The sequence below is a fragment of the Bradyrhizobium sp. JYMT SZCCT0428 genome, from assembly GCF_018131075.1.
Taxonomy (GTDB): Bacteria; Pseudomonadota; Alphaproteobacteria; order Rhizobiales; family Xanthobacteraceae; genus Bradyrhizobium.
This window is the reverse complement of sequence record NZ_JAFCLS010000033.1, coordinates 81,270-101,554: the sequence shown is the minus strand read 5'-3', so window position 1 is coordinate 101,554 and position 20,285 is coordinate 81,270. Positions and strand designations below refer to the sequence as shown.

Annotated in this window: 13 protein-coding genes and 1 tRNA gene; 2 read left to right on the top strand and 12 right to left on the bottom strand. The window is 63.2% G+C overall.

The genetic code is table 11. The features are described 5' to 3' along the window. The first annotated feature begins 529 nt into the window (after positions 1-529). On the top strand, positions 530-712 hold the full coding sequence (locus tag JQ575_RS29320) for a hypothetical protein (protein WP_212036671.1): 183 nt from the start codon (positions 530-532) through the stop codon (positions 710-712). A gap of 1,058 nt (positions 713-1,770) precedes the next feature. Here JQ575_RS29320 and JQ575_RS29315 read toward each other — a convergent pair. From JQ575_RS29315 to JQ575_RS29275, 9 genes are all read right to left on the bottom strand, one after another. Continuing rightward, positions 1,771-2,013: a hypothetical protein gene (locus JQ575_RS29315; protein ID WP_212036670.1), complete on the bottom strand. Its 243-nt coding sequence runs from the start codon at positions 2,011-2,013 to the stop codon at positions 1,771-1,773. Between the two features lie 170 nt (positions 2,014-2,183). Continuing rightward, positions 2,184-2,257, bottom strand: a tRNA-Cys gene (locus tag JQ575_RS29310). Between the two features lie 120 nt (positions 2,258-2,377). Further along, on the bottom strand, positions 2,378-4,210 hold the full coding sequence (locus JQ575_RS29305; RefSeq protein ID WP_212036669.1) for a carbamoyltransferase: 1,833 nt from the start codon (positions 4,208-4,210) through the stop codon (positions 2,378-2,380). A 141-nt stretch (positions 4,211-4,351) separates the two neighbouring features. Then, positions 4,352-4,771 carry an SxtJ family membrane protein gene (locus tag JQ575_RS29300; protein ID WP_212036668.1) on the bottom strand — a complete coding sequence of 140 codons (420 nt, stop codon included), beginning with the start codon at positions 4,769-4,771 and terminating at the stop codon, positions 4,352-4,354. Positions 4,772-4,851: 80 nt separating this feature from the next. After that, positions 4,852-5,598 carry a tRNA-uridine aminocarboxypropyltransferase gene (locus tag JQ575_RS29295; RefSeq protein WP_212036667.1) on the bottom strand — a complete coding sequence of 249 codons (747 nt, stop codon included), beginning with the start codon at positions 5,596-5,598 and terminating at the stop codon, positions 4,852-4,854. 57 nt (positions 5,599-5,655) lie between these two features. Beyond that, positions 5,656-8,769 (bottom strand): efflux RND transporter permease subunit, encoded by a 3,114-nt coding sequence (locus JQ575_RS29290; protein ID WP_212036666.1) that lies wholly within the window; start codon positions 8,767-8,769, stop codon positions 5,656-5,658. Then, positions 8,769-11,915 (bottom strand): efflux RND transporter permease subunit, encoded by a 3,147-nt coding sequence (locus tag JQ575_RS29285; RefSeq protein WP_212036665.1) that lies wholly within the window; start codon positions 11,913-11,915, stop codon positions 8,769-8,771. Before JQ575_RS29285 ends, JQ575_RS29290 begins: the two co-directional genes overlap by 1 nt. A gap of 10 nt (positions 11,916-11,925) precedes the next feature. Then, a complete protein-coding gene (locus JQ575_RS29280; protein WP_212036664.1) occupies positions 11,926-13,380 on the bottom strand; it encodes an efflux RND transporter periplasmic adaptor subunit in 1,455 nt (484 codons plus the stop codon). After that, complete coding sequence (locus tag JQ575_RS29275; RefSeq protein WP_212036677.1) at positions 13,370-14,815, bottom strand: efflux transporter outer membrane subunit; 1,446 nt, start codon at positions 14,813-14,815, stop codon at positions 13,370-13,372. Before JQ575_RS29275 ends, JQ575_RS29280 begins: the two co-directional genes overlap by 11 nt. Before the next feature lie 819 nt (positions 14,816-15,634). Between JQ575_RS29275 and JQ575_RS29270 the strand changes: the two genes are divergently transcribed. Then, positions 15,635-16,675 carry a cysteine synthase A gene (locus JQ575_RS29270; protein WP_212036663.1) on the top strand — a complete coding sequence of 347 codons (1,041 nt, stop codon included), beginning with the start codon at positions 15,635-15,637 and terminating at the stop codon, positions 16,673-16,675. A 123-nt stretch (positions 16,676-16,798) separates the two neighbouring features. On the opposite strand, the gene JQ575_RS29265 is transcribed toward JQ575_RS29270, so the two are convergent. From JQ575_RS29265 to JQ575_RS29255, 3 genes are read right to left on the bottom strand one after another with little or no spacing between them, the layout of a single operon-like run. Next, a complete protein-coding gene (locus tag JQ575_RS29265) occupies positions 16,799-17,542 on the bottom strand; it encodes an amino acid ABC transporter ATP-binding protein (RefSeq protein ID WP_249119262.1) in 744 nt (247 codons plus the stop codon). 10 nt (positions 17,543-17,552) lie between these two features. Beyond that, positions 17,553-19,076, bottom strand: coding sequence for an amino acid ABC transporter permease (locus tag JQ575_RS29260; protein ID WP_212036662.1), 1,524 nt, complete (start codon positions 19,074-19,076; stop codon positions 17,553-17,555). Beyond that, positions 19,076-20,278, bottom strand: coding sequence for an amino acid ABC transporter permease (locus tag JQ575_RS29255; RefSeq protein ID WP_212036661.1), 1,203 nt, complete (start codon positions 20,276-20,278; stop codon positions 19,076-19,078). The genes JQ575_RS29260 and JQ575_RS29255 overlap by 1 nt, the downstream gene beginning before the upstream one ends. Between the last annotated feature and the right edge of the window lie 7 nt (positions 20,279-20,285).

The window sequence follows — 20,285 nt, the reverse complement described above, 5'->3', positions numbered from 1 at the left end:
ATGTTGGCTGGGCGGCGTTGGCTTAGGTACTGGGCCCTGAAATCCCCCAGCGCCGTTAGTTCGCTGCGAGCGTGCTGTGGGTTCGATAACAGGTCCGTGAACGAGGTGAGACGCCCGCGGGCAGTTGCCGCCTGTTCCCCAGGTAACAGCGCGCCGGCTGAGGGATCGCTAATAGTGAGGACATGGACGAAATGGATCGCCGCCACAGAGGAGACCCAAGAAATTCGATCAACTCAACGACGAACAACTTTCCATCGTTACTGGCGGCACGCCCCGAAACGGGGCCAGCGGAAACCCGGGAACGGCAAGGGCACCGGTGGCGGCGACGGACTAGGATGGCTTCGCAACTTTATAAGAGCGGTCGATAAAGCTCTGCGGTTTTGAATGCGGAAGCGGTCTGACGGTCCCGCCGGCGGGCTTTCTCAAGTTTGTGACATGAATCACGGAAGGCCCTTGCTCCGAATGTCATAGTTCGCGTGCGCTGACCGGCGCACTTCATCTTAAACCTGTTCATTCGGGAGACGTCACAATGACCACTCTGAAAACTGCGATTAAGAACAATCTCCTTTCGGACGAAGCCCTCGACGCGGTCGCGGGCGGTCTGAATCCGCAGCCGCTTCCGCCGCGCTGGAATTCGCTCAGCAACTTCTCTCACTTCGCGATCAACCAGCACTTCTCGCTGCCCTCTTTCAGCTTCCTGAAGTTTCGCTAGTGCACTTCGCCGAGCCCGCCGGTTCACGCCGGCGGGTTTTTCGGCCCTGTGGACGGTTGCCGGCAAGACCATGCAGACGCTCACGCATCTCGGAAATCGGCCCTGTGAGTATGCTGTGGATATGCTGCGGACAACTAGACTGCCGAACGCCGGTGAAAACTTATCGATAGGGATGCAAACCGAGAGATCGTTTGCGAATCTTAGTCCCGCCGGGCGGAACGAGATTGATCTGTTGCAGGTCTGACTGGTTGACTTCCGCAGAAGCGAAATCGGCATAGCTGAGGTTCAGTACGTCTATCAGTTCTTGGACGTCGGCCGCGGCTACCGGGTTTGCCCAAAGCGCTTCTGTAGTCGTGAGCGGTGTTCCTGACGAATTGTGCTTGCATGCCCCATTAGTACGGTACCTGCCGAAGTCTTCTGTGCGGCAGATCACATACAAGCCGGCCGGGGTGGACGCCGTTGGCCCTTCGAGCGGTCGTCCCCTAACCGCTCGTCGCCTGGTGGTGAACCCAGCGCGACGAAGTAACTTAGTGGAGGGTTGCCCGAGGCTGAAGTCGCGCTGGCAGGTGCAATCGTTGCAACAGGGCTTCGCTCACTGAGGGATCGCACGGAGTATTAGAGGATCCGACCTCTTCCATGGTTTCGATCAAATTCCCCAACCAAGCGGCTGAGGATTCGGGAGAACGGTCGACCGCAGCTTTGCCGCCTGCCGTGGACATGCCGGGAAGTGAGGCCGCGAGGACCCGTCCGTAAATTGCATCGAGTATGTTCGCCGGCATGATCGCCGTTCCCGTGGTTTTATCGACAACGACGTTAGGCCGCGTTTGTTTCCGGACGACTGCGCGGCGGTTGGGACATGGTTTCGTCAGCCCTGCTCTCACCGTGGTCCAGACCGTGGCTTATGACTAGGCGGCGAGAAAAAGATGAGCAGTTTCAATACGATTGACAGGACACCCCTGCGGGATACTGGGGCACTCCGACCCCCAGCGCCTTCAACTGGGATCCCATTCAATAGGGTTGATATCGGACAAGCACGCACCCGTAATGCTCGCGCCGATTTAACCAAGCATAATGTACTTGTCGTGGACCGAACGGGGGCGTGCATTGTCGCAGCGCTCCGCGACCGGCACGTCCACATGGGCGACCTCGTCATGAAGAGCCTCCAGCGCCAGCGTTTGGGCTCCGGCGACATCGCCTTCCCGGCCGCGGCGATCGGACCGCAGCGCGGTTTCTGGCGAGATATGCCCGGTTAAAATGCCGCGCGGCACGTTCCAAAAAGGGCTGCCAGTTGAGCGCGACATCTTCCCCAAGCCGCCGGCGCCCAGTCTCGGCCCTACAACTTCAGCCCGGCCCGCGCGCCCGGGCCTACATCGACCGCCCAGCGAGGTAGGCACGCGCGCTACCTTTCGGCTGCCGATAGCGCTTCGTTGACTTTATGTTGACTTGAAGAACCCACGTTACTGCTAAGTGTTGGAGGCCACGACCAGAATTGAACTGGTGTACACGGTTTTGCAGACCGTTGCGTAACCACTCCGCCACGTGGCCCCATCGGGGCGGATCAATACAGCCCGCCAATGGGTTAGGCAACCTTCCTCGTTTGCCCATCGACAAAGTTCTGAAACTCCAAGTCCGTGGATTTCTGAAACGCGCGACCCGCTTGTTCGATCAGTCGAGCTCGAACGCATTCTTGTAGTCGAGCTTCAGCGATGTCGGCTGGTCCTCCTTGAGCAGGAAGCAATTGCCGACCGCCAGCACTTCGATATTGCTGCCCATGAAGCAGCGGAAGGCGTCTTCCGGCGTGCATACGATCGGCTCGCCGCGGACGTTGAAGCTGGTGTTGACCAGCACCGGACACCCGGTTTCGGCCTTGAAGGCCGTCAGCAGCGCATGAAAGCGCGCATTGGTGTCGGCATGCACGGTCTGGATCCGCGCCGAATAATCCACATGGGTTACGGCCGGGATGTCCGAGCGCGGGATATTGAGCCGCTCGATGCCGAACAGCTTTTCATCACCGGGATTGGCGGGCCGGCGGTGCTTCTTCAGCACATCGGCGACGATCTGCATGTACGGACTGTCGCCGTCGAGTTCGAACCACTCGGCGACATCCTCGCGCAGCACGGCCGGTGCGAAGGGACGAAAACTTTCGCGGAACTTGACTCGCAGGTTGAGCGAGCTCTGCATCCTCGGTGACCGGGGATCGCCGAGGATCGACCGCGCCCCAAGCGCACGCGGGCCGAATTCCATCCGTCCCTGGAACCAGCCGACTGCTTTCTCCGCAACCAGCGCCTTGACGGTGCTTTCGATCAGCGCGTCATCAGTGAGCGCAGTGAACACCGCCCCCGCCTGCGCCAGGCGCTGCTCGATCTCGGCTTGCGCGAATGACGGCCCGAGATAGCCGCCGGCCATGGCATCGCCGGCGGGCGCCACACGCGGCTTGCCTGCAAATTGATAATACGCCGCCAACGCCGCGCCGACCGCCCCGCCGGCGTCGCCCGCGGCGGGCTGCACCCATATGTTCTTGAAGGTACGCTCACGCAGGATTTTTCCGTTGGCGACACAGTTGAGCGCCACGCCGCCGGCCAGACACAGATTCTCCGATTGCCCCTCGCGCGCCAGACTGCGGGTCAGCCGCAGCACGATCTCTTCCGTCACCTGCTGCACGGAAGCGGCCAGATCCATGTGGCGCTGGTCCAGGCGCTCGGACGGCTCGCGCGGTTTGCCGCCGAACAGTCTGTCGAACCGCCTGTTGGTCATGGTCAGGCCCGTGCAATAATCGAAATATTGCAGATCGAGCCGGAAGCTGCCGTCCTCCTTGAGGTCGACGAGATGGTCGAGGATCAGTTTGGTATATTTCGGCTCGCCGTAGGGCGCGAGGCCCATCACCTTGTACTCGCCGGAATTGACCCTGAAGCCGGTGTAATAGGTGAAGGCCGAATAAAGCAGCCCCACCGAATGCGGGAAATTGATCTCGCGCGTCAGGTCGAGCGTATTGTCCCTGCCGTAGCCGGCCGACGTCGTCGTCCATTCGCCGACGCCGTCCAGCGTCAGGATCGCGGACTCGGCAAACGGCGAGGCAAAGAACGCCGAGGCCGCGTGGCTTTGGTGATGATCGGCGAACAGCAGTTTCGCTTCCCAATCGACGCTGCCGTCGATCTCCAGGAGATGGTCGCGGAGCAGGCGTTTTTGGAACAGCTTCTCCTTTAGCCAGACCGGTATGGCCTTCCGGAACGACTGAAAGCCGCGCGGTGCGAATGCAAGGTAGGTCTCGAGCAGGCGCTCGAATTTGAGGAACGGTTTTTCGTAGAACACGACGTGGTCGAGTTCGCTTGCGCTGACGTCCGCCGCCGACAGGCAATAACGGATCGCGGCGGCCGGAAAGTTCGGATCGTGTTTCCTGCGCGTGAAGCGCTCTTCCTGTGCGGCGGCGACGATCTTGCCGTCCACCAGCAAAGCCGCTGCGCTGTCGTGGTAGAATGCCGAGATGCCGAGGATGCGCACGCCGCCACTCAAAACAGGGTACAGACGAACGGCGTCAGCGCTGAGCCCTTGGTTACCGTCGGCAATGCTCCGATACGGGTATCGCGAGAAGGCGATCCCGGAAAGACAAATGGCTCGCGCAGGCACGACATCAGGCGGACCCTAGAACTGCTGCCGCATGGATTGCGATGGTGGTCTCGGATCGGAGCGCGGCAGCCAATAGGTCGGCGATGAACGGTCCCTGGCGAGATTGAGGAAATCCTTGCCGAACAGGCGCATGGCCAGCCCAATGGGAAGGATCGTGCCAAAGAAAAGCAAGGCCATGATCACGGGGTTGACCACGCGGTACATCAGAAGCCCGAGCTTCAGCCATACCCGGTTGGCCGGGTTCAGGGTCTGCGGGCGCCACAGGGTCAGGCCTGCAAACACCGCGGCGGCGCCCAGCCAGAACGGCGCATGAGACGAACCCTGGTAGAGACCGTAGCCGCCGATCAGCGAAAAACCCGCGGCCATCGTGAACCCGAAATTACGGTCGCTTGGCCCGACGACAACCTCGTCATGCTGTGACTCAAGCGATTGCATCGGTACTTTCCGCTGATGTTTTCGGCTTTGGTGACAGACAACCCGGCGGTTCCACTGATCGCTCGTAACCTTCGCTAGCATTATTTGGCGCGGGCTTTAACCCCCTTGCGGCGGCGGTAATCGCGCTTCTTCGGCTTCGGTGCGAGTTCTGGCATAGTGGCCTGAACCTCGCGATATCGCGTCAGCAACCGCTCGAAACTGCCGTTGAGCGTCTCGGCGATATCGGGCCGCTTCTCCAGCCCCGCCAGCAGCATCGCTGCGGCCTCGATCGTGGAGAGCCCGTCGGCACGCGGCTCCTTGCGGAGCTTTCCATAGCGCGAGGCGCGTTTGGGCCCAAGAATCACCCGCTGGCATTTCAGCATCCACGCATTGCGCCACCACAGCGCCTTGGCCTGGCTCCAGGTGCCGTCCAGCAGCACGATGCCCTCGATATCGCTGAGGATGGCGCGCTGATGCGGCTCGATCTCGCCCTTGCGGTTGATCGCGACGATTTCGTTCTCGGTCTCGAGCTCGCTGACCTTGGCGGAACCGAGATACAGCACCGCCCAGCGCGAGGGATCGTCTACCGGCCGTCCCAGCGCCTTGGACAGGCTCGGCCAGGACAATCCGATCTTGAGCACGGCGTCGCCAAAATGGAGCGCCGTCAGGCGCGCCGTACCCAGCGTCCGGTCCTGTTCCTGCGGATGCTGCAGGATCAGGAGAGAAACCTTGTTCTCGATCGGCGTGATGCTGTCACAGATACACAGAGGCAGCGGTTTGCCGCAATCGGCGCACTCCGGCACTTCTTCTGCGTCAGGTGTGGCTTTGGCTTGGGATTGTTTTGACATCCGCCCGCTATACGCTGCGCCGCCCACCCCATCAACAATTCAGGGCCGTTCCGGTGATTATTCCGCCGGCGCCTGGATTGCGGCCGGTTCGGACCACCGCCGCCGCAACCGGTCGATCAGAAGGTAGATCACGGGTGTCGTGTACAAAGTGAGGATCTGGGACACGAACAATCCGCCGATGATGGTGATTCCGAGCGGCCGGCGCAGCTCGGTGCCCGGGCCGGTCGCGATGACAAGGGGAATGCCGGCGAACAGGGCCGCCAGCGTCGTCATCAGGATCGGCCGGAACCGGGCGGTGCAGGCCTCGACGATCGCGTCCGCCGACGACAGGCCGCGGTGGCGCTCGGCGTCGAGCGCGAAATCCACCATCATGATGCCGTTCTTCTTGACGATCCCGATCAGGAGGATGATCCCGACAAAGGCGATCACCGTCAGCGGCGTGTTGGTCAACTGCAGCGCGAGCAGCGCGCCGAGCCCCGCCGAAGGCAGCGTCGAGATGATGGTCAGGGGATGAGCGAGGCTCTCATAGAGCACGCCGAGCACGATATACATCGCCACCAGCGCGCCGAGGATCAGCAGCGGCTGCCGCCCGCTGGTCTTGTTGAAGTCGCCGGCATTGCCGTCGAAACTGCCGCGGATGCCCTCCGGCATGTGCAGTTCATCGACCGCGCGCTGGATGTTGGTGGTCGCGACCTCCAGCGGCACGTTGGGCAGCAGGTTGAACGACACCGTCGTCGAGGGGAACGACTGCGAGTGATAGACCGCCAGCGGCGACAGGCCGCGCTGATAACGCACGACGGCCGATAGCGGCACCTGCGCGTCGTTGGCGCCGGCGACGAAGATGCGTTCGAGGTTCGACGGATCGGCCTGGAATTTCGGGTCGATCTCCAGCACCACCATGTACTGGTTGCGCTGGGTGTAGATGATCGAAATCTGCCGCTGCGCAAACGCATTGTTCAAGGCGTTGTCGATGTCCTGGACGCGAACACCCAAGCTCGACGCCGTCTTGCGGTCGATCACCAATGACAATTGCAGCCCGCCGGGATCGCGGTCAGAGGACACGTCGGTAATGCCCTCGACGGTCTCCATGCGCTTGCCGACGATGGGGGCCCATTTCTGCAGCAGATCGAGATCGGTGCTCGACAGCGTGTATTGATAGTCGGAATCGCTTTGCCGTCCGCCGGTCCGGATATCCTGGGCGGCGAACATGAACAGGCGGATGCCCGCGACGCGATAGAGCGCCCGGCGCAGGCGATCGATCACGTCGGAAGTCGACTGCCCCGCCCGCTCCTCCGGCGGCTTCAGGCTGATGAACATGGTGCCGCGGTTGGAGCCGCCGCCACCGGGACCGCCGCCGCTGCCAAGCGAGGAGCCGATCCCGGCGACCGCAGGGTCGGCCATGACGATATCGGCCAATTGCTGTTGCAGGCCGAGCATGGCCTGAAACGAGATGTCGGGGGATGCACGGGTCGATCCGATGATGAAGCCGCTGTCATCGGTCGGGAAATAGCCCTTCGGCGTCTTGATGTAGAGCGTAACCGTCAATGCAATGGTGGCAAAGAACACGACCAGGGTAAGATACGGAAACTCCAGCACCCGGCGCAGCGTCCAGGTGTAGAACGACACGGTGCGCGACAGCGTGCCCTCGACCAGCCGGTCGAACCAGGTGGCGCGATCGGAAGTCGCCTCCTTGATAAAATGCGCGCAGATCATCGGGGTGACCGTGAGCGAGACCACGGTCGACACCACGATGGCAAAGGTCAGCGTCAGCGAGAATTCGCGCAGCAGCCGCCCGACGATCCCATCCATGAAGATCAGCGGCGTAAAGGCCGCTATCAGCGACAGGCTGATCGACAGCACGGTAAAGCCAATCTGCTTGGCGCCTTCCAGCGCCGCGGCGAGCGGCGCCATGCCCTGCTCGAGATTGCGGTACATGTTCTCGATCATCACGATGGCGTCGTCGACCACGAAGCCGACCGAAATCGCCAGCGCCATCAGCGACAGGTTGTCGATCGAGAAACCGGCCAGCCACATCCCGGCACAGGTGCCGGCCAGTGCCAGCGGCACCGAGACGCCGGCGGCAATCGTCGGCGTCAGCCGCCGCAGGAAGGCGAACACCACCACCATCACCAGGAACGCAGTCGCCAGCAGCGTAAACTGCATGTCGAGCACGCTGGCGCGGATGGTGCCGGTGCGGTCGACCAGCGTCGAAATCTCCACGCCGGCAGGCAGCCATTGCTGCAATTCCGGCAGCAGTGCCCTCACCCGGTCGACGGTATCGATGACGTTGGCGTCGCCCTGCTTGGTGATCTGGATCAGCACCGCCGGCTGCTTGTTGAACCAGGCGATCGAGCGGCTGTTGCGGACGGAGTCTTCCACCTCGGCCACGTCGGAGAGGCGGACGAAATTGCCGCCCGAACTCTTGATGATGATGTCACGGAATTCGGCCGCCGTGCGCATCTGCTTGTTGGTCGAGATCGTCTCGCTCTGGCGGCCGCCGTTGAAGATCCCGACCGGGCCGAGCGGGTTGGAATTGACGATCGCCAGCCGGACGTCGTCGGTCGCGATCCCGGCGTTGGAAAGCGCGACCGGGTTGAGCGCGATCCGTACCGCGGGCTGATCCGCGCCGCTGACGGTGACTTCGCCCACCCCCGGGACCTGCGAGATGCGCTGAGCGATCACGGTGTCGGCGACGTCGTACATCGCGCTCGTCGTCAGCGTCTTCGAGGTCAGCGCCAGCACGAACACGGGCGCCGCCGACGGGTTGGCCTTGCGGAACCGCGGCAGTGACGGCAGGTCGCTCGGCAGATCCGCCAGCGAGGCGTTGATCGCCGCCTGCACGTCACGCGCGGCGCGGTCGATGTTGCGACCGATCGCGAACTGCAGCTGGATGCTGGTGGTGCCGAGCGAACTGGTCGAGGTGATCTGGTCGATGCCCGAGATTTGCCCGAGCCGCCGCTCCAACGGGGCCGCAACCGTCGACGCCATGATCGAGGGGTCGGCGCCCGGGCGCGTGGCGGAAACCCGGATCGACGGAAAATCGACGTTGGGAACCGCCGACACCGGCAGAAACACGTAAGCGACGACCCCGACCAGAAAGAGCCCGATCGCCAGCAGCGTGGTGCCTACCGGCCTGCGGATGAAGGGCTCCGAGATCGAGATCGATGCCATTACTGCATCCCCTCGGTGGCGCCGGCAGCGGGCGGCCCGGCAGGCCCCGGCTTCGGCACCGCCTTGTCGATTTTGCGGTTGAGCCGGTCGAGCGCCAGATAGATCACCGGAGTGGTGTAGAGCGTCAGCAACTGGCTCAGCAGCAGTCCGCCGATGATCGAGACGCCGAGCGGGAAACGCAATTCCGCACCGGTGCCGCTTTCGAGCGCCAGCGGCAGCGCGCCGAACAGGGCGGCCAGCGTCGTCATCATGATCGGGCGGAAGCGCAGCAGGCAGGCCTGCACGATCGCTTCGTTCGCGGACATGCCCTTGTGGCGCTCCGCTTCGAGCGCAAAATCGATCATCATGATCGCGTTTTTCTTGACGATGCCCATCAGCAGGATGATGCCGATCAGGCCGATCACCGACAGGTCCTGGCCGCACAGCATCAGCGCCAGAATGGCGCCGATGCCGGCCGAGGGCAGCGTCGAGAGAATGGTGATCGGGTGGATGTAGCTCTCATAGAGCACGCCGAGCACGATGTAGATGGTGACGAGCGCAGCCAGGATCAGCCATGGCTGCCCGGCCAGCGATTTGGCGAACTCGGCCGCGTCGCCGGCATAGACGCCGACGATGCTGCCGGGCATGCCGATGCGGGTTTCGATCGACTTGACCGCCTCGACGGCGTCGCCGAGCGCTTCGCCCGGCGCCAGGTTGAAACTGAGCGAGATCGCGGGGAATTGCGCGTGATGCGAAATCGCCAGCGGCGCGGTGGTGCGCGTCAGCGTCGCGATCGCAGAGATCGGCACCTGCCCGGCTGGGCTTCCCGGCGTTGCCGACGCGCCCGGCACGTAGAGCTTCGAGAGGATCGAAGGATCGCGCTGATACATCGGCATGGCTTCCAGCACCACGCGATACTGGTTGGCCTGGCCATAGATGGTCGATATCTGCCGCTGCGCAAAGGCGTCGTTCAGCGTATCGGTCACGACCTGCAGGCTGACGCCGAGCTGGCCGGCGCGCTGGCGGTCGATGTCGAGCGCGGCGCGCAAGCCGCCCTCCTGCGCTTCCGACGAGACGTCGCGGAACAACGGATCCCGCCGCATTTCGGCGACGAGCCTGTTGGCCCATTTGGTTACTTCGGCGGAATCGGTGCCGGTCAGCGTGTACTGGTATTGCGAGCGGCTCGACTGGGTCGAGATCTGCACATCCTGCACCGGCTGGAAATAGATGGTCATGCCGGGGATCGAGGCCGTGCGCTGCTTCAGCCGGTTGACCACGACCAGGATGTCGTCGCTCCGCTCGCCGCGCGGGCGCAGCGTCATCACCAGACGGCCGACATTGGTGGTCGGATTGACCGAGCCTGCGCCGATCACGGAGACCACGCCGACCACATCCGGATCGGCCTGGATCGCGGCGGCGGCCGCCATCTGCCGGCTTTGCATCTCGGCAAAGGAAACGTCGGGCCCGACCTCGGTCACCGCCGTGATCGAAGCCGTATCCTGCAGCGGCAGAAACCCCTTCGGCGCGATCACATACATGACCAGGGTCGCGACGATGGTGAGGAACGTCACCACCAGCGTGGCGCGCTGGTGCCGCAGCACCCACAGCAGCGTGCGGTGATAGAGTTCGACCGTGCGATCGATGAAGCGGCTGACGGCGGCGAGCCCCGGAACGGCGTATTCCTCGTGGACGTTCTTGAGCAGCCGCGAGCACATCATCGGCGTCAGCGTCAGGGAGACGACCGCCGACGTCACCACCGCGATCGTCAGCGTCAGCGCGAACTCGCGGAACATGCGGCCGACCAGGCCGGACATGAACAATAGCGGGATGAACACCGCGATCAGCGACACCGTCAGCGAAATCACGGTGAAGCCGATCTCGCTGGCGCCCTTCAGCGAGGCCTCCATGACCGACTCGCCGTCCTCCATGTGGCGGACGATGTTCTCGATCATCACGATGGCGTCGTCGACCACGAAGCCGGTGCCGATTGTGAGGGCCATCAGCGACAGATTGTCGAGGCTGAAGCCCGCGAAATACATGATCCCGAAGCTCGTGATCAGCGACAACGGCAGCGCCACGCCCGCAATCAGCGTGGCACGCAGCGAGCGCAGGAACAGCAGCACGACCAGGGTCACCAGCACCACTGAAAGGATCAGCGTGAACTGCACGTCATGGACGGAGGCGCGGATGGTGACGGTGCGGTCGCTGACGATGGTCAGCTTGACGCCCGCCGGGATCGCGCGCTGCACCTTTGGAATTTCCTCGCGGATCTGGCGCACCACCTCGATCACATTGGCGCCGGGCTGCCGCTGGATGTCGATGATGACGGCCGGCGTGCCCTGATACCAGCCGCCGGTACGATCGTTCTCCAGCCCGTCGATGATGATGGCGACGTCGCCGATCGTGACCGGTGCGCCGTTGCGATAGGCGATGATGATCGGCTTGTAGGCCTCCGCCGCCGCGATCTGGTCGTTGGCGGCGATGGTGTAGGATTGCTGCGCGCCGTCGAGCGATCCCTTCGGGCCCGAGACGTTGGCCCCGGCAATGGCGGCGCGCAGATCTTCCATCGAAATGCCGTAGGCGGCGAGCCGCGCCAAGTCGGCCTGCACCCGTACCGCAGGCTTCAGCCCGCCCAGCACCGCGACTCGGCCGACGCCGGAAATCTGGCTGAGCCGCTGCCCCAAAATCGTGTCGGCGATATCGCTCATCGCGCGCAGCGAAATGGTCTCCGACGTCAGCGCCAGCGTCATGACGGGTGCATCGGCCGGGTTGACCTTGGCATAGGTCGGTGGGTACGGCAGGTTTTTGGGCAGGATGCCAGCCGCCGCATTGATCGCGGCCTGCACGTCCTGAGTGGCGCCGTCGATGTCGCGGTTGAGATCGAACTGCAGCGATATCTGGCTGACGCCGAACGAACTGGTCGATTGCATCGACGACAACGACGGGATCTGGCCGAGCTGACGCTCCAGCGGCGCCGTGATCAGCGACGCCACCACGTCCGGGCTGGCGCCCGGCAGTTGGGTCGTGACCTGCACGGTCGGGAAATCAACCTGCGGCAGCGCCGATACCGGCAACGCCCAGTAGCCGAGCGCGCCGCCGATCAACAGCGCGATCCCGAGCAACGAGGTCGCGATCGGCCGGCGGATGAACGGTTCGGAGACGCTCATGGTTGCGTCCTCATGGCTGCGATTTCGCAGGCCCGCCCGATTGTTGGCCTGCCGGCGCCGGCCCGGTCTGTCCTTTTTGATCGCCCTCGCCGCGTTCGCGCCTGCCGCGGTGTTCGCCGTCCCTCGCTTGTCCTTCCTTGGCCTGGCCTTCTTTGGCTTGGCCTTCTTTGGCTTGGCCGCCCTGACCGCCCTTGCCGTCGGGACTGCGGCTGCGCTTGCGCGGCGCGAGGTCGGCGGTCGGCGCCCGGTCGTCGGTGCCGATCAGAACCCTGGCGCCGTCGGACAGGTTGGCAAAGCCCGTGGTGACCACGCGGTCGGAGGTCGATAGCCCGCTCGCGATCACGGCATCGTGCTCGTTCTGCTGCGTCACCACGACAGGCTTGGCGGTCGCGATATCGCCGGGGCCGATCACGTAGCTGAACGTCCCGGCGGGACCGCGCTGGACCGCCGAGGTCGGCACCACGATCGCCTTATCGAGCGTTTCGACCTTCAGCCGCACGTTGACGAATTGGCCCGGCCAGAGCTGGAATTTCGCGTTGGGAAATTCCGCCTTGAGTTTCAGCGTGCCCGTGGTCGGATCGACCTGGTTGTCGATGCCTTTCAGCGTGCCGGTGTCGACCACCGTGACGCCGTCATTGCCGAAGACGTCGACGGCGAGTGCGCCCTTGGCCGCGGCGGCATTGACCCGCACGATCTGTTGCTGCGGCAGGCTGAACTGCACCGCGATCGGCTGCAACTGGGTGATGATGACGAGACCGGTCGCATCCGACGCCTTGATGATGTTGCCCTGGTCGACCTGGCGCAGGCCGGCGCGTCCCGACAGGGGTGCGATGATCTTGGTGTAACCGAGGGTGGCCTGCGCATTGTCGATCGCGGCCTGGTCGGCCTTCACCAGCGCTTCCTGCTGGGCCACCAAAGCACGTTGCGTATCGGCCTGCTGCTTCGATCCGGCGTTGGACGCCGCGAGCTGCTGGTAGCGGGCGAGATCAAGCTTCTGGTTGGCGAGTTGGGCTTCGTCCTGCGCCTTCTTGGCAACTGCCTGATCGTATTGCGCCTGGTAGATCACCGGATCGATTTCACCCAGCACGTCGCCCTTCTTGACGTCCTGGCCTTCGGTGAAGTTCACCGAGATCAGCTTGCCGTCGACCTGGGCGCGCACGAGCACGTTATTCAGCGCGCGGACGGAGCCGACGCCATCGAGATAGACCGGCACGTCCTGGGCGCGCGGCGTCGCCGCCAGCACCGGCACCGGAAGATCGAGGCGCGCGCCGCCGCGACCACCACCACCGCCGCCGCCACCACCCGGCTTCGGCTGAAACGCGTACCAGCCGATGTAAGCGAGGCCGCCGAGGATCACGAGCGTCACGGCCAATGAGACCATGCGCTTGAGCACGCGCGACCAGAAACCCGGCTTGCGCACCTCGGGGGTTTTGGCGTCTTCCTCCGACTCCGGCTTAAAGAGCATCGACCGGCCTTTCCATCCTAGGCTCCCAGCCGCCCCCCAGCGCCTGATACAGGCTGACGATCGCGAGCAGCCGCGCCAATTGGGCCTGCGACAGCGAATCTTCCGCCTGGAATAACGTCAATTGCGTATTTAGCACAGTTACGATGTCGGCAGTTCCGGCCCGCAATTGCTGCTCGGACAGTTGAAACGCCCGCCGCGAGGACGCCACCACCTCGCGCTGCAGCCGCAGCCGTTCCGTGGTCTGGCGGATCGACATCAACGCATTGTCGACGTCGGCAAAGGCCTGCACCACCGTCTTGCGATAGGTCTGCAGCAGTTCATCCTGCCGGGCCTTGGTGTATTCAAAATTGCCGAGGATCCTGCCGCCGTCGAAGATCGGCTGGGTCAGGCTGCCGACCATGCTGAAGAACGCGGCGTGCGGCTGAAACAGCGAAGTCAGTGCGGAGCTCTGATATCCACCCTGCCCGGTTAGTTGAATGCTCGGGAAAAACTGCGCACGGGCGTTGCCGACATTGGCGGTGGCGGATGCCAACTGCGCTTCCTGACGCCTGATGTCGGGGCGTTGCGTCAGGAGTTCCGACGGCAGGCCGGGCGTGACGCGGGGCGAGGCAATCTGGTTCAGCGTGCCGCCGATGACGCGCACCGATTCCGGCGGCCGCGACACCAGCGTCGCCAGCGCGTTGATGTTCTGGTCGAGCGTTTGCCGCAGCGGCGGCACCAGCGCGCGTTGGTTGGCCAAGACGGTTTCCTGCTGGGCGACGTCGAGGTCGTTCCCGGTGCCGGCCTGCAGCCGCTGCTTGATCGCATCGAGGATCCGGATCGCACTGGCAATGTTGCGCTCTGCGGTGCGAATCCGGTCCTGCGCCGCGAGCACCTGGAAATAGGCGTTGGCAACCGTGGTCAGCGTGGTCAGCGCGATGACGTCGCGGTCGAAGCGGTTGGCGACTGCGGTCTCTTCCGCCGCCTGGGCGGCGTCGCGATTCTTGCCCCAGAAATCGAGTTCATAGCTGGCGCTGAGCGAGGAGGAATAGTTGACGACCTCGCGGCCGCCATTGGTCAGGCCGCTCGCGCTCGAGCCGGAGGTGCGGGAATAGCTTTCCGAACCGGTGCCGCTGAGGTTCGGCAGCAAGGCCGCACCGGCGATCCGTGCCTGCGCATCGGCCTGCACGAAGCGCGCGGTGGCAGCAGCGATGTCCAGATTGACGGTCTGGGCCTCTTCCATCAGCGTCGTCAGTTCCCGCGAGCGGAAACCGCGCCACCAGTCGAGTGTCGGCGGTGCGTCCTGCGGCTTGGTCAGGCGGGCGGCCTTGTAGCCTTCGGGGACGTCGAGCGCGGGATCCGGCAGATCCTTGGTCAGGATGCAGCCCGCCGAACTGGCGACCAGCCCTACGACCGCGAACGACCGCACCAACCGGCTTACACCTGGAAACCGCATTCGCTGGGTCACACCCGTTCTCCACCGGGCAAATCCCGGCGTGGCTCGCGATGAACGCTCGTTTGAATGGTCTGCGACCCGTTCACGGGGGTAATGCTTCCGTTGGAACCGAGCCGTCATACTACCCTTGCGATCAGGGCACGGACAGTCCCGGAACCATCCCGACGGTCGCTGGCACTTGCGCGCCAACCGACGATCAAAAATGCAAGTTAGCCTTATTTTATCGGCCTTGGAACGCGATCGAGATGATGTCGCACCGTCCGAACCTTACGAAGATTTCACGGGTTTTTCCCCTGTTCCCGCGGTCCAAATCCGTCTCCGCGCGTGAAAACGCGCCTGCGGCCGATTCGATACTCCGGGAACTCCCTGCGCAGCTTGTCCAAGGGGACAAATGCGGGTCGCTTGGTGTCGGAAAGGGAATCGCCGGCAATGCTGCGGCCTCGATCCTATCGAAGCATTATCCAGTCCCATCCACGATCGCGAGCTCCGGCCTGGCGGGCAACAGTCACATTGTCATCATCGGCTCCGTGAACTTTGTCGCCTCCCTCAGAAACCGTCGCCTCGCTCGGCGAACGGTTCGCTTTTCCCGTCATCCGCGAGCACTTTTCCGGGCAAGATTATTCCAAGGCGCTCGCGATCTGGCGAAGCAATTTTCGCGCGCCCTGGCCTAATCTGATGCTGTAGGGGAAATATCGAGGCGCGTCAGGTGGTGTTCGCAAATCCGGATGACCGGCTGCGACTTAAGCGCTGGCTTGTATGCCCAGCAGCGGTCCTTTAGGGTTCGCTCAACGAATAGGCAAAGCAAACCGGCAACTCCAAATGACCTTCAACAAAGACGTCATCGAAGCGATCGGTAACACACCGCTCATCAAGCTCAAGCACGCTTCCGAAGCGACCGGTTGCACGATTCTCGGCAAGGCCGAATTCATGAATCCCGGCCAGTCGGTGAAGGACCGCGCCGGCAAATGGATGATCCTGGAAGCCGAGAAACGCGGCGACCTCAAGCCCGGCGGCCTGGTGCTGGAAGCGACCGCCGGCAATACCGGTATCGGCCTTGCCGTCGTGGCGAGCGCGCGCGGCTACCGGACGATGATCCTCATCCCGGAAACCCAGAGCCAGGAAAAGAAGGACATGCTGCGGCTCTGCGGCGCGGAATTGATCGAAGTGCCGGCGCTGCCCTACTCCAACCCAAACAACTACCAGCATCTTGGACGGCGGCTCGCCGCGCAGCTGCGCAAGAGCGAGCCGAACGGCGTGCTGTTCGCCGACCAGTGGAACAACCTCGATAACGCCAAGGCGCACTACGAATCGACCGGCCCCGAGATCTGGCAGCAGACCGGCGGCAAGATCGACGGCTTCATCTGCTCGGTCGGCACCGGCGGCACGCTGGCCGGCACCAGCCGCTATCTGAAGGAAAAGCATCCGGGCATCGTCAACGCCTGCGCCGATCCGTATGGCTTTGCTATGTACGAGCTGTTCAAGAACGGCACGGCCAAATCGACACCGGGAGACTCGATCACCGAAGGCATAGGGCTCGGGCGCGTCACGCCGGTCATCGAGACCGCGAAGGTCGATGACGCCTTCCTGATCTCGGACGAGGAAGCCGTAAAGGTGATCTACGACCTGACCGAGCACGAGGGCCTCTGCCTCGGCGGCTCCACCGGCGTCAACATCGCGGGCGCGATCCGGCTCGCCAAGCAGCTCGGGCCCGGCAAGACCATCGTCACCATCCTTGCCGATTCCGGCGGCCGCTATCAGTCGAAGCTGTTCAATCCGGCTTTCATGCGAGCCAAGAATTTGCCGGTGCCGGAATGGCTGGAGAAGCGCCCGAAGGTCGATCTGCCGTTCGAGAAGGTGTGAGAGCAGGCAAATATCGAACGTCGTCATGCCCGGCCTTGTGCCGGGCATCCACGTTTTTGCTTCAATTGAGCAGAAGGACGTGGATGGCCGGCTCAACCCCGGCCATGACGACAGATAGAACTGTCAGTGCCGCAAGATCTGGCTGAGGAACAGCTTGGTCCGCGCGTGCTGCGGATTGGCGAAGAAGTTTTCCGGCGTGTTGGATTCGATCACCTGGCCGGCGTCCATGAACACGACGCGATTGGCGACTTCGCGCGCAAATCCCATTTCGTGCGTGACGACCAGCATGGTCATGCCTTCATTGGCGAGGTCGACCATGGTGTCGAGCACTTCCTTGACCATTTCCGGATCGAGCGCCGAGGTCGGCTCGTCGAACAGCATGACCTTGGGGTTCATGGTCAGCGCGCGGGCGATCGCCACGCGCTGCTGCTGACCGCCTGACATCTGCCCCGGATATTTGTTGGCCTGGTGCGGGATCTTGACCCGCTCCAGATATTTCATCGCGGTCGCCTCGGCGTCCTTCTTGGGGATATTGCGCACCCAGATCGGCGCCAGCGTGCAGTTCTCCAGCACGGTCAAATGCGGAAACAGGTTGAAGCTCTGGAACACCATGCCGACTTCGCGCCGGACTTCGTCGACGCGCCGCAAATTGGGTCCGAGTTCGATACCCTCGACGACGATCTCGCCTTCTTGGAACTCCTCCAGCGCATTGATGCAGCGGATCAGCGTCGACTTGCCCGAGCCCGAGGGACCGCAAATCACGATACGCTCTCCCTTGGCGACACCGAGGTTGATGTCACGCAGGACGTGAAAGTCCCCGTACCATTTGTTGAGAGCCTTGATGCCGACGATCTGATCTGTGCTCATGCCCGTTCACTCAATTGCGGCGATGCGCGTTCAGCCTGTTCTCGACGAACAGCGAATAGCGCGACATGCCAAAGCAGAAGATGAAGTAGATGATCCCGGTGAACGCAAAGCCGGTGAATAGTGTCGTCGGCGTCGCCCAGTTTGGATCGGAAAACGACGCGCGCAACGATCCCAACAGATCGAACAGCGCGACGATCGAGACCAGCGAGGTGTCCTTGAACAGGCCGATGAAGCTGTTGACGAGGCTTGGGATGACGTGGCGCAACGCCTGCGGCATCACGATGAGCCCGGTGGTCTTGGCCCAGGACAGGCCGAGCGCGCTTGCCGCCTCGCCCTGCCCGCGCGGGATCGCCGCCAGGCCGCCGCGGATGTTTTCCGCCTGGTAGGCACCGGTGAACAGCGCGATCCCGATCAGGGCGCGCACCAATCCGTCGATGGTAAACCCCGTCGGAACGAACAGCGGCAGCATATAGGTTGCGAAGAACAGCACCGTGATCAGCGGAACGCCGCGCCAGAACTCGATGAAGGCGATCGAGAAAATCCGGATCAGCGGAATCGACGAACGCCGGCCGAGCGCGAGCGCAACGCCGATCGGCATCGATGCGACGATGCCGGTGACTGCCACCACCAGTGTGACCAGCAATCCGCCCCACAGCCGCGTATCGACCACGGGCAAGCCGCCACGGTCCAGTCCCATGACCGCGATGACGATGCCAATTCCGGCGAAGATCGCAAGGCAGGTGATCAGCGGACGTGAGCCGGCGCGCAAGCCGCCAGTGAACCAGAACACCAGGGCGCAGACGATGATGGTGGTCAATGTGAAATCGGCCCACAGCGGACTGCCAAAAGCCTGAATCTGGTCGCGCAGCCAGGTCAGCGGCAAGAGCAGCCAGGAAACCATCGTCGAGAGCAGCACGATCAACTGACCGAGCAGCCAAAGCAGCGGTCCGATCACCGCCGTCGCCCCACCCGCGGCGGCCAGCTTGCGCCCGCTGTCGCCGATGCTGTCGTTGAACCCCGACAAAAGTCCGGCGGTCCAGCTGACACCGAGGCCGCGCAATCCGCCGCCATGCAGCAGGAAGAACGCGATGATGGGCAATGCTATGAAGAACAGTCCGGCGTTGAGGCCCTTGGCCGGCGCCTTGGGAATCAGCAGCGGCAGCAGCAGGATCGCGGCCATCAGGAAGACCAGATTGACCCGCCAGCGCTCCGGCTCCGGATAGAAGCCGTAAATGAACTGACCGATTTTCGCCTGAATGAACGGCCAGCACGCGCCAACCACGTCCCCGGCGTTCTTGGCGAGACACGCGGTGCGGTCGTTGCCGGTCCAGACCGCATCGATCAGCACGAACCTCAGTGCAGGAACGACGACGAACCAGAGCAGCAGCGCACTGACGATCGTGATCAGGACGTTGGTCGGCGAGTTGAACAGCCGCGTGCGCAGGAAGCCGACAAAGCCGGTAGTCTTGATCGGTGCCGGACGCTCGCCGACGAGTTCCCCGCGCACGAAAACGGATGGTGTGGTCTCGCTCATCACCCCATACTCCGGCCGATACGCCATCCGTAGAAACTCATGATCGCGCTCGTGACCAGCGAGATCACGAGGTAGACGCCCATGGTGATGCCGATGATTTCGATCGCCTGCCCGGTCTGGCTCAGCGTGGTGCCGGCAAACACCGAGACCAGGTCGGGATAGCCGATCGCCACCGCCAGCGTGGAGTTCTTGGTCAAATTCAAATACTGGTTGGTCAGCGGCGGCAGGATCACGCGCAAGGCCTGCGGGATCACGATCAGCCGGAGCACCGAGCCCCGCTGCAGCCCAAGCGAGGAGCCGGCTTCCATCTGCCCCTTGTGAACGGACAAGATTCCGGCGCGCACGATTTCGGCGATGAAGGCGGCGGTGTAGGTCGACAGCGCCAATGTCAGGGCGACGAATTCCGGAATGACCCGTGAGCCACCGGAAAAGTTGAAGCCCTTCAGGACCGGTATTTCAAACTTTACGGGCGCGCCGAAGATTTGCGTCGCAAGGAGCGGCAGAACGATCACCAGGCCCAGCGCATAGGGCCAGACCTTGATCACCTTGCCGCTCTGAAACAGCAGACGCCGGGAATAGCGCCACAACGCGATCGCAGCGACGATCGCGATCAGCAACGCGATGACGAACGGTTCGAAACCCGGCTCGCCGATCGGCTTGGGGATGACCAGGCCGCGATTGCTGAGAAAGAATGTGTCGAGCACCGATATGCTCTGCCTGGGATTGGGCAGCGCAGCGAGCACCGCCAGATACCAGAACAGGATCTGGAACAGCAGCGGCAGATTGCGGATCAGCTCCACATAACCGCCGGCGATGCGCGACAGCAGCCAGTTCGGCGACAGGCGGCCGAGCGCCACCAGGAAACCAATCACGGTAGCGAAGAAGATTCCGATCACCGAGACCAGCAGCGTATTGAGCAGGCCGACCAGGAAAACGCGGATGTAGTTGTCGGAGCCTGAATACGAAATCAGGTTCTGACTGACGTCAAAACCTGCCGTGTTGACCATGAAGCCGAAGCCCGCGGTGATCCGCTGCGCCTGCAGATTGGCGCGGGCATTGGCGACGATCTCGTAGGCGATCCAGGCCAGTGCGGCGACGAACACGAGCTGGATGACAAAACCGCTCCAGCCCGCGCTGCCACCAAGCGCTCTCTGCAGTTTTGGAAGCAACTGCGACGGTGGTTTTCGGGGTTCGATGGCCATCGCCGCA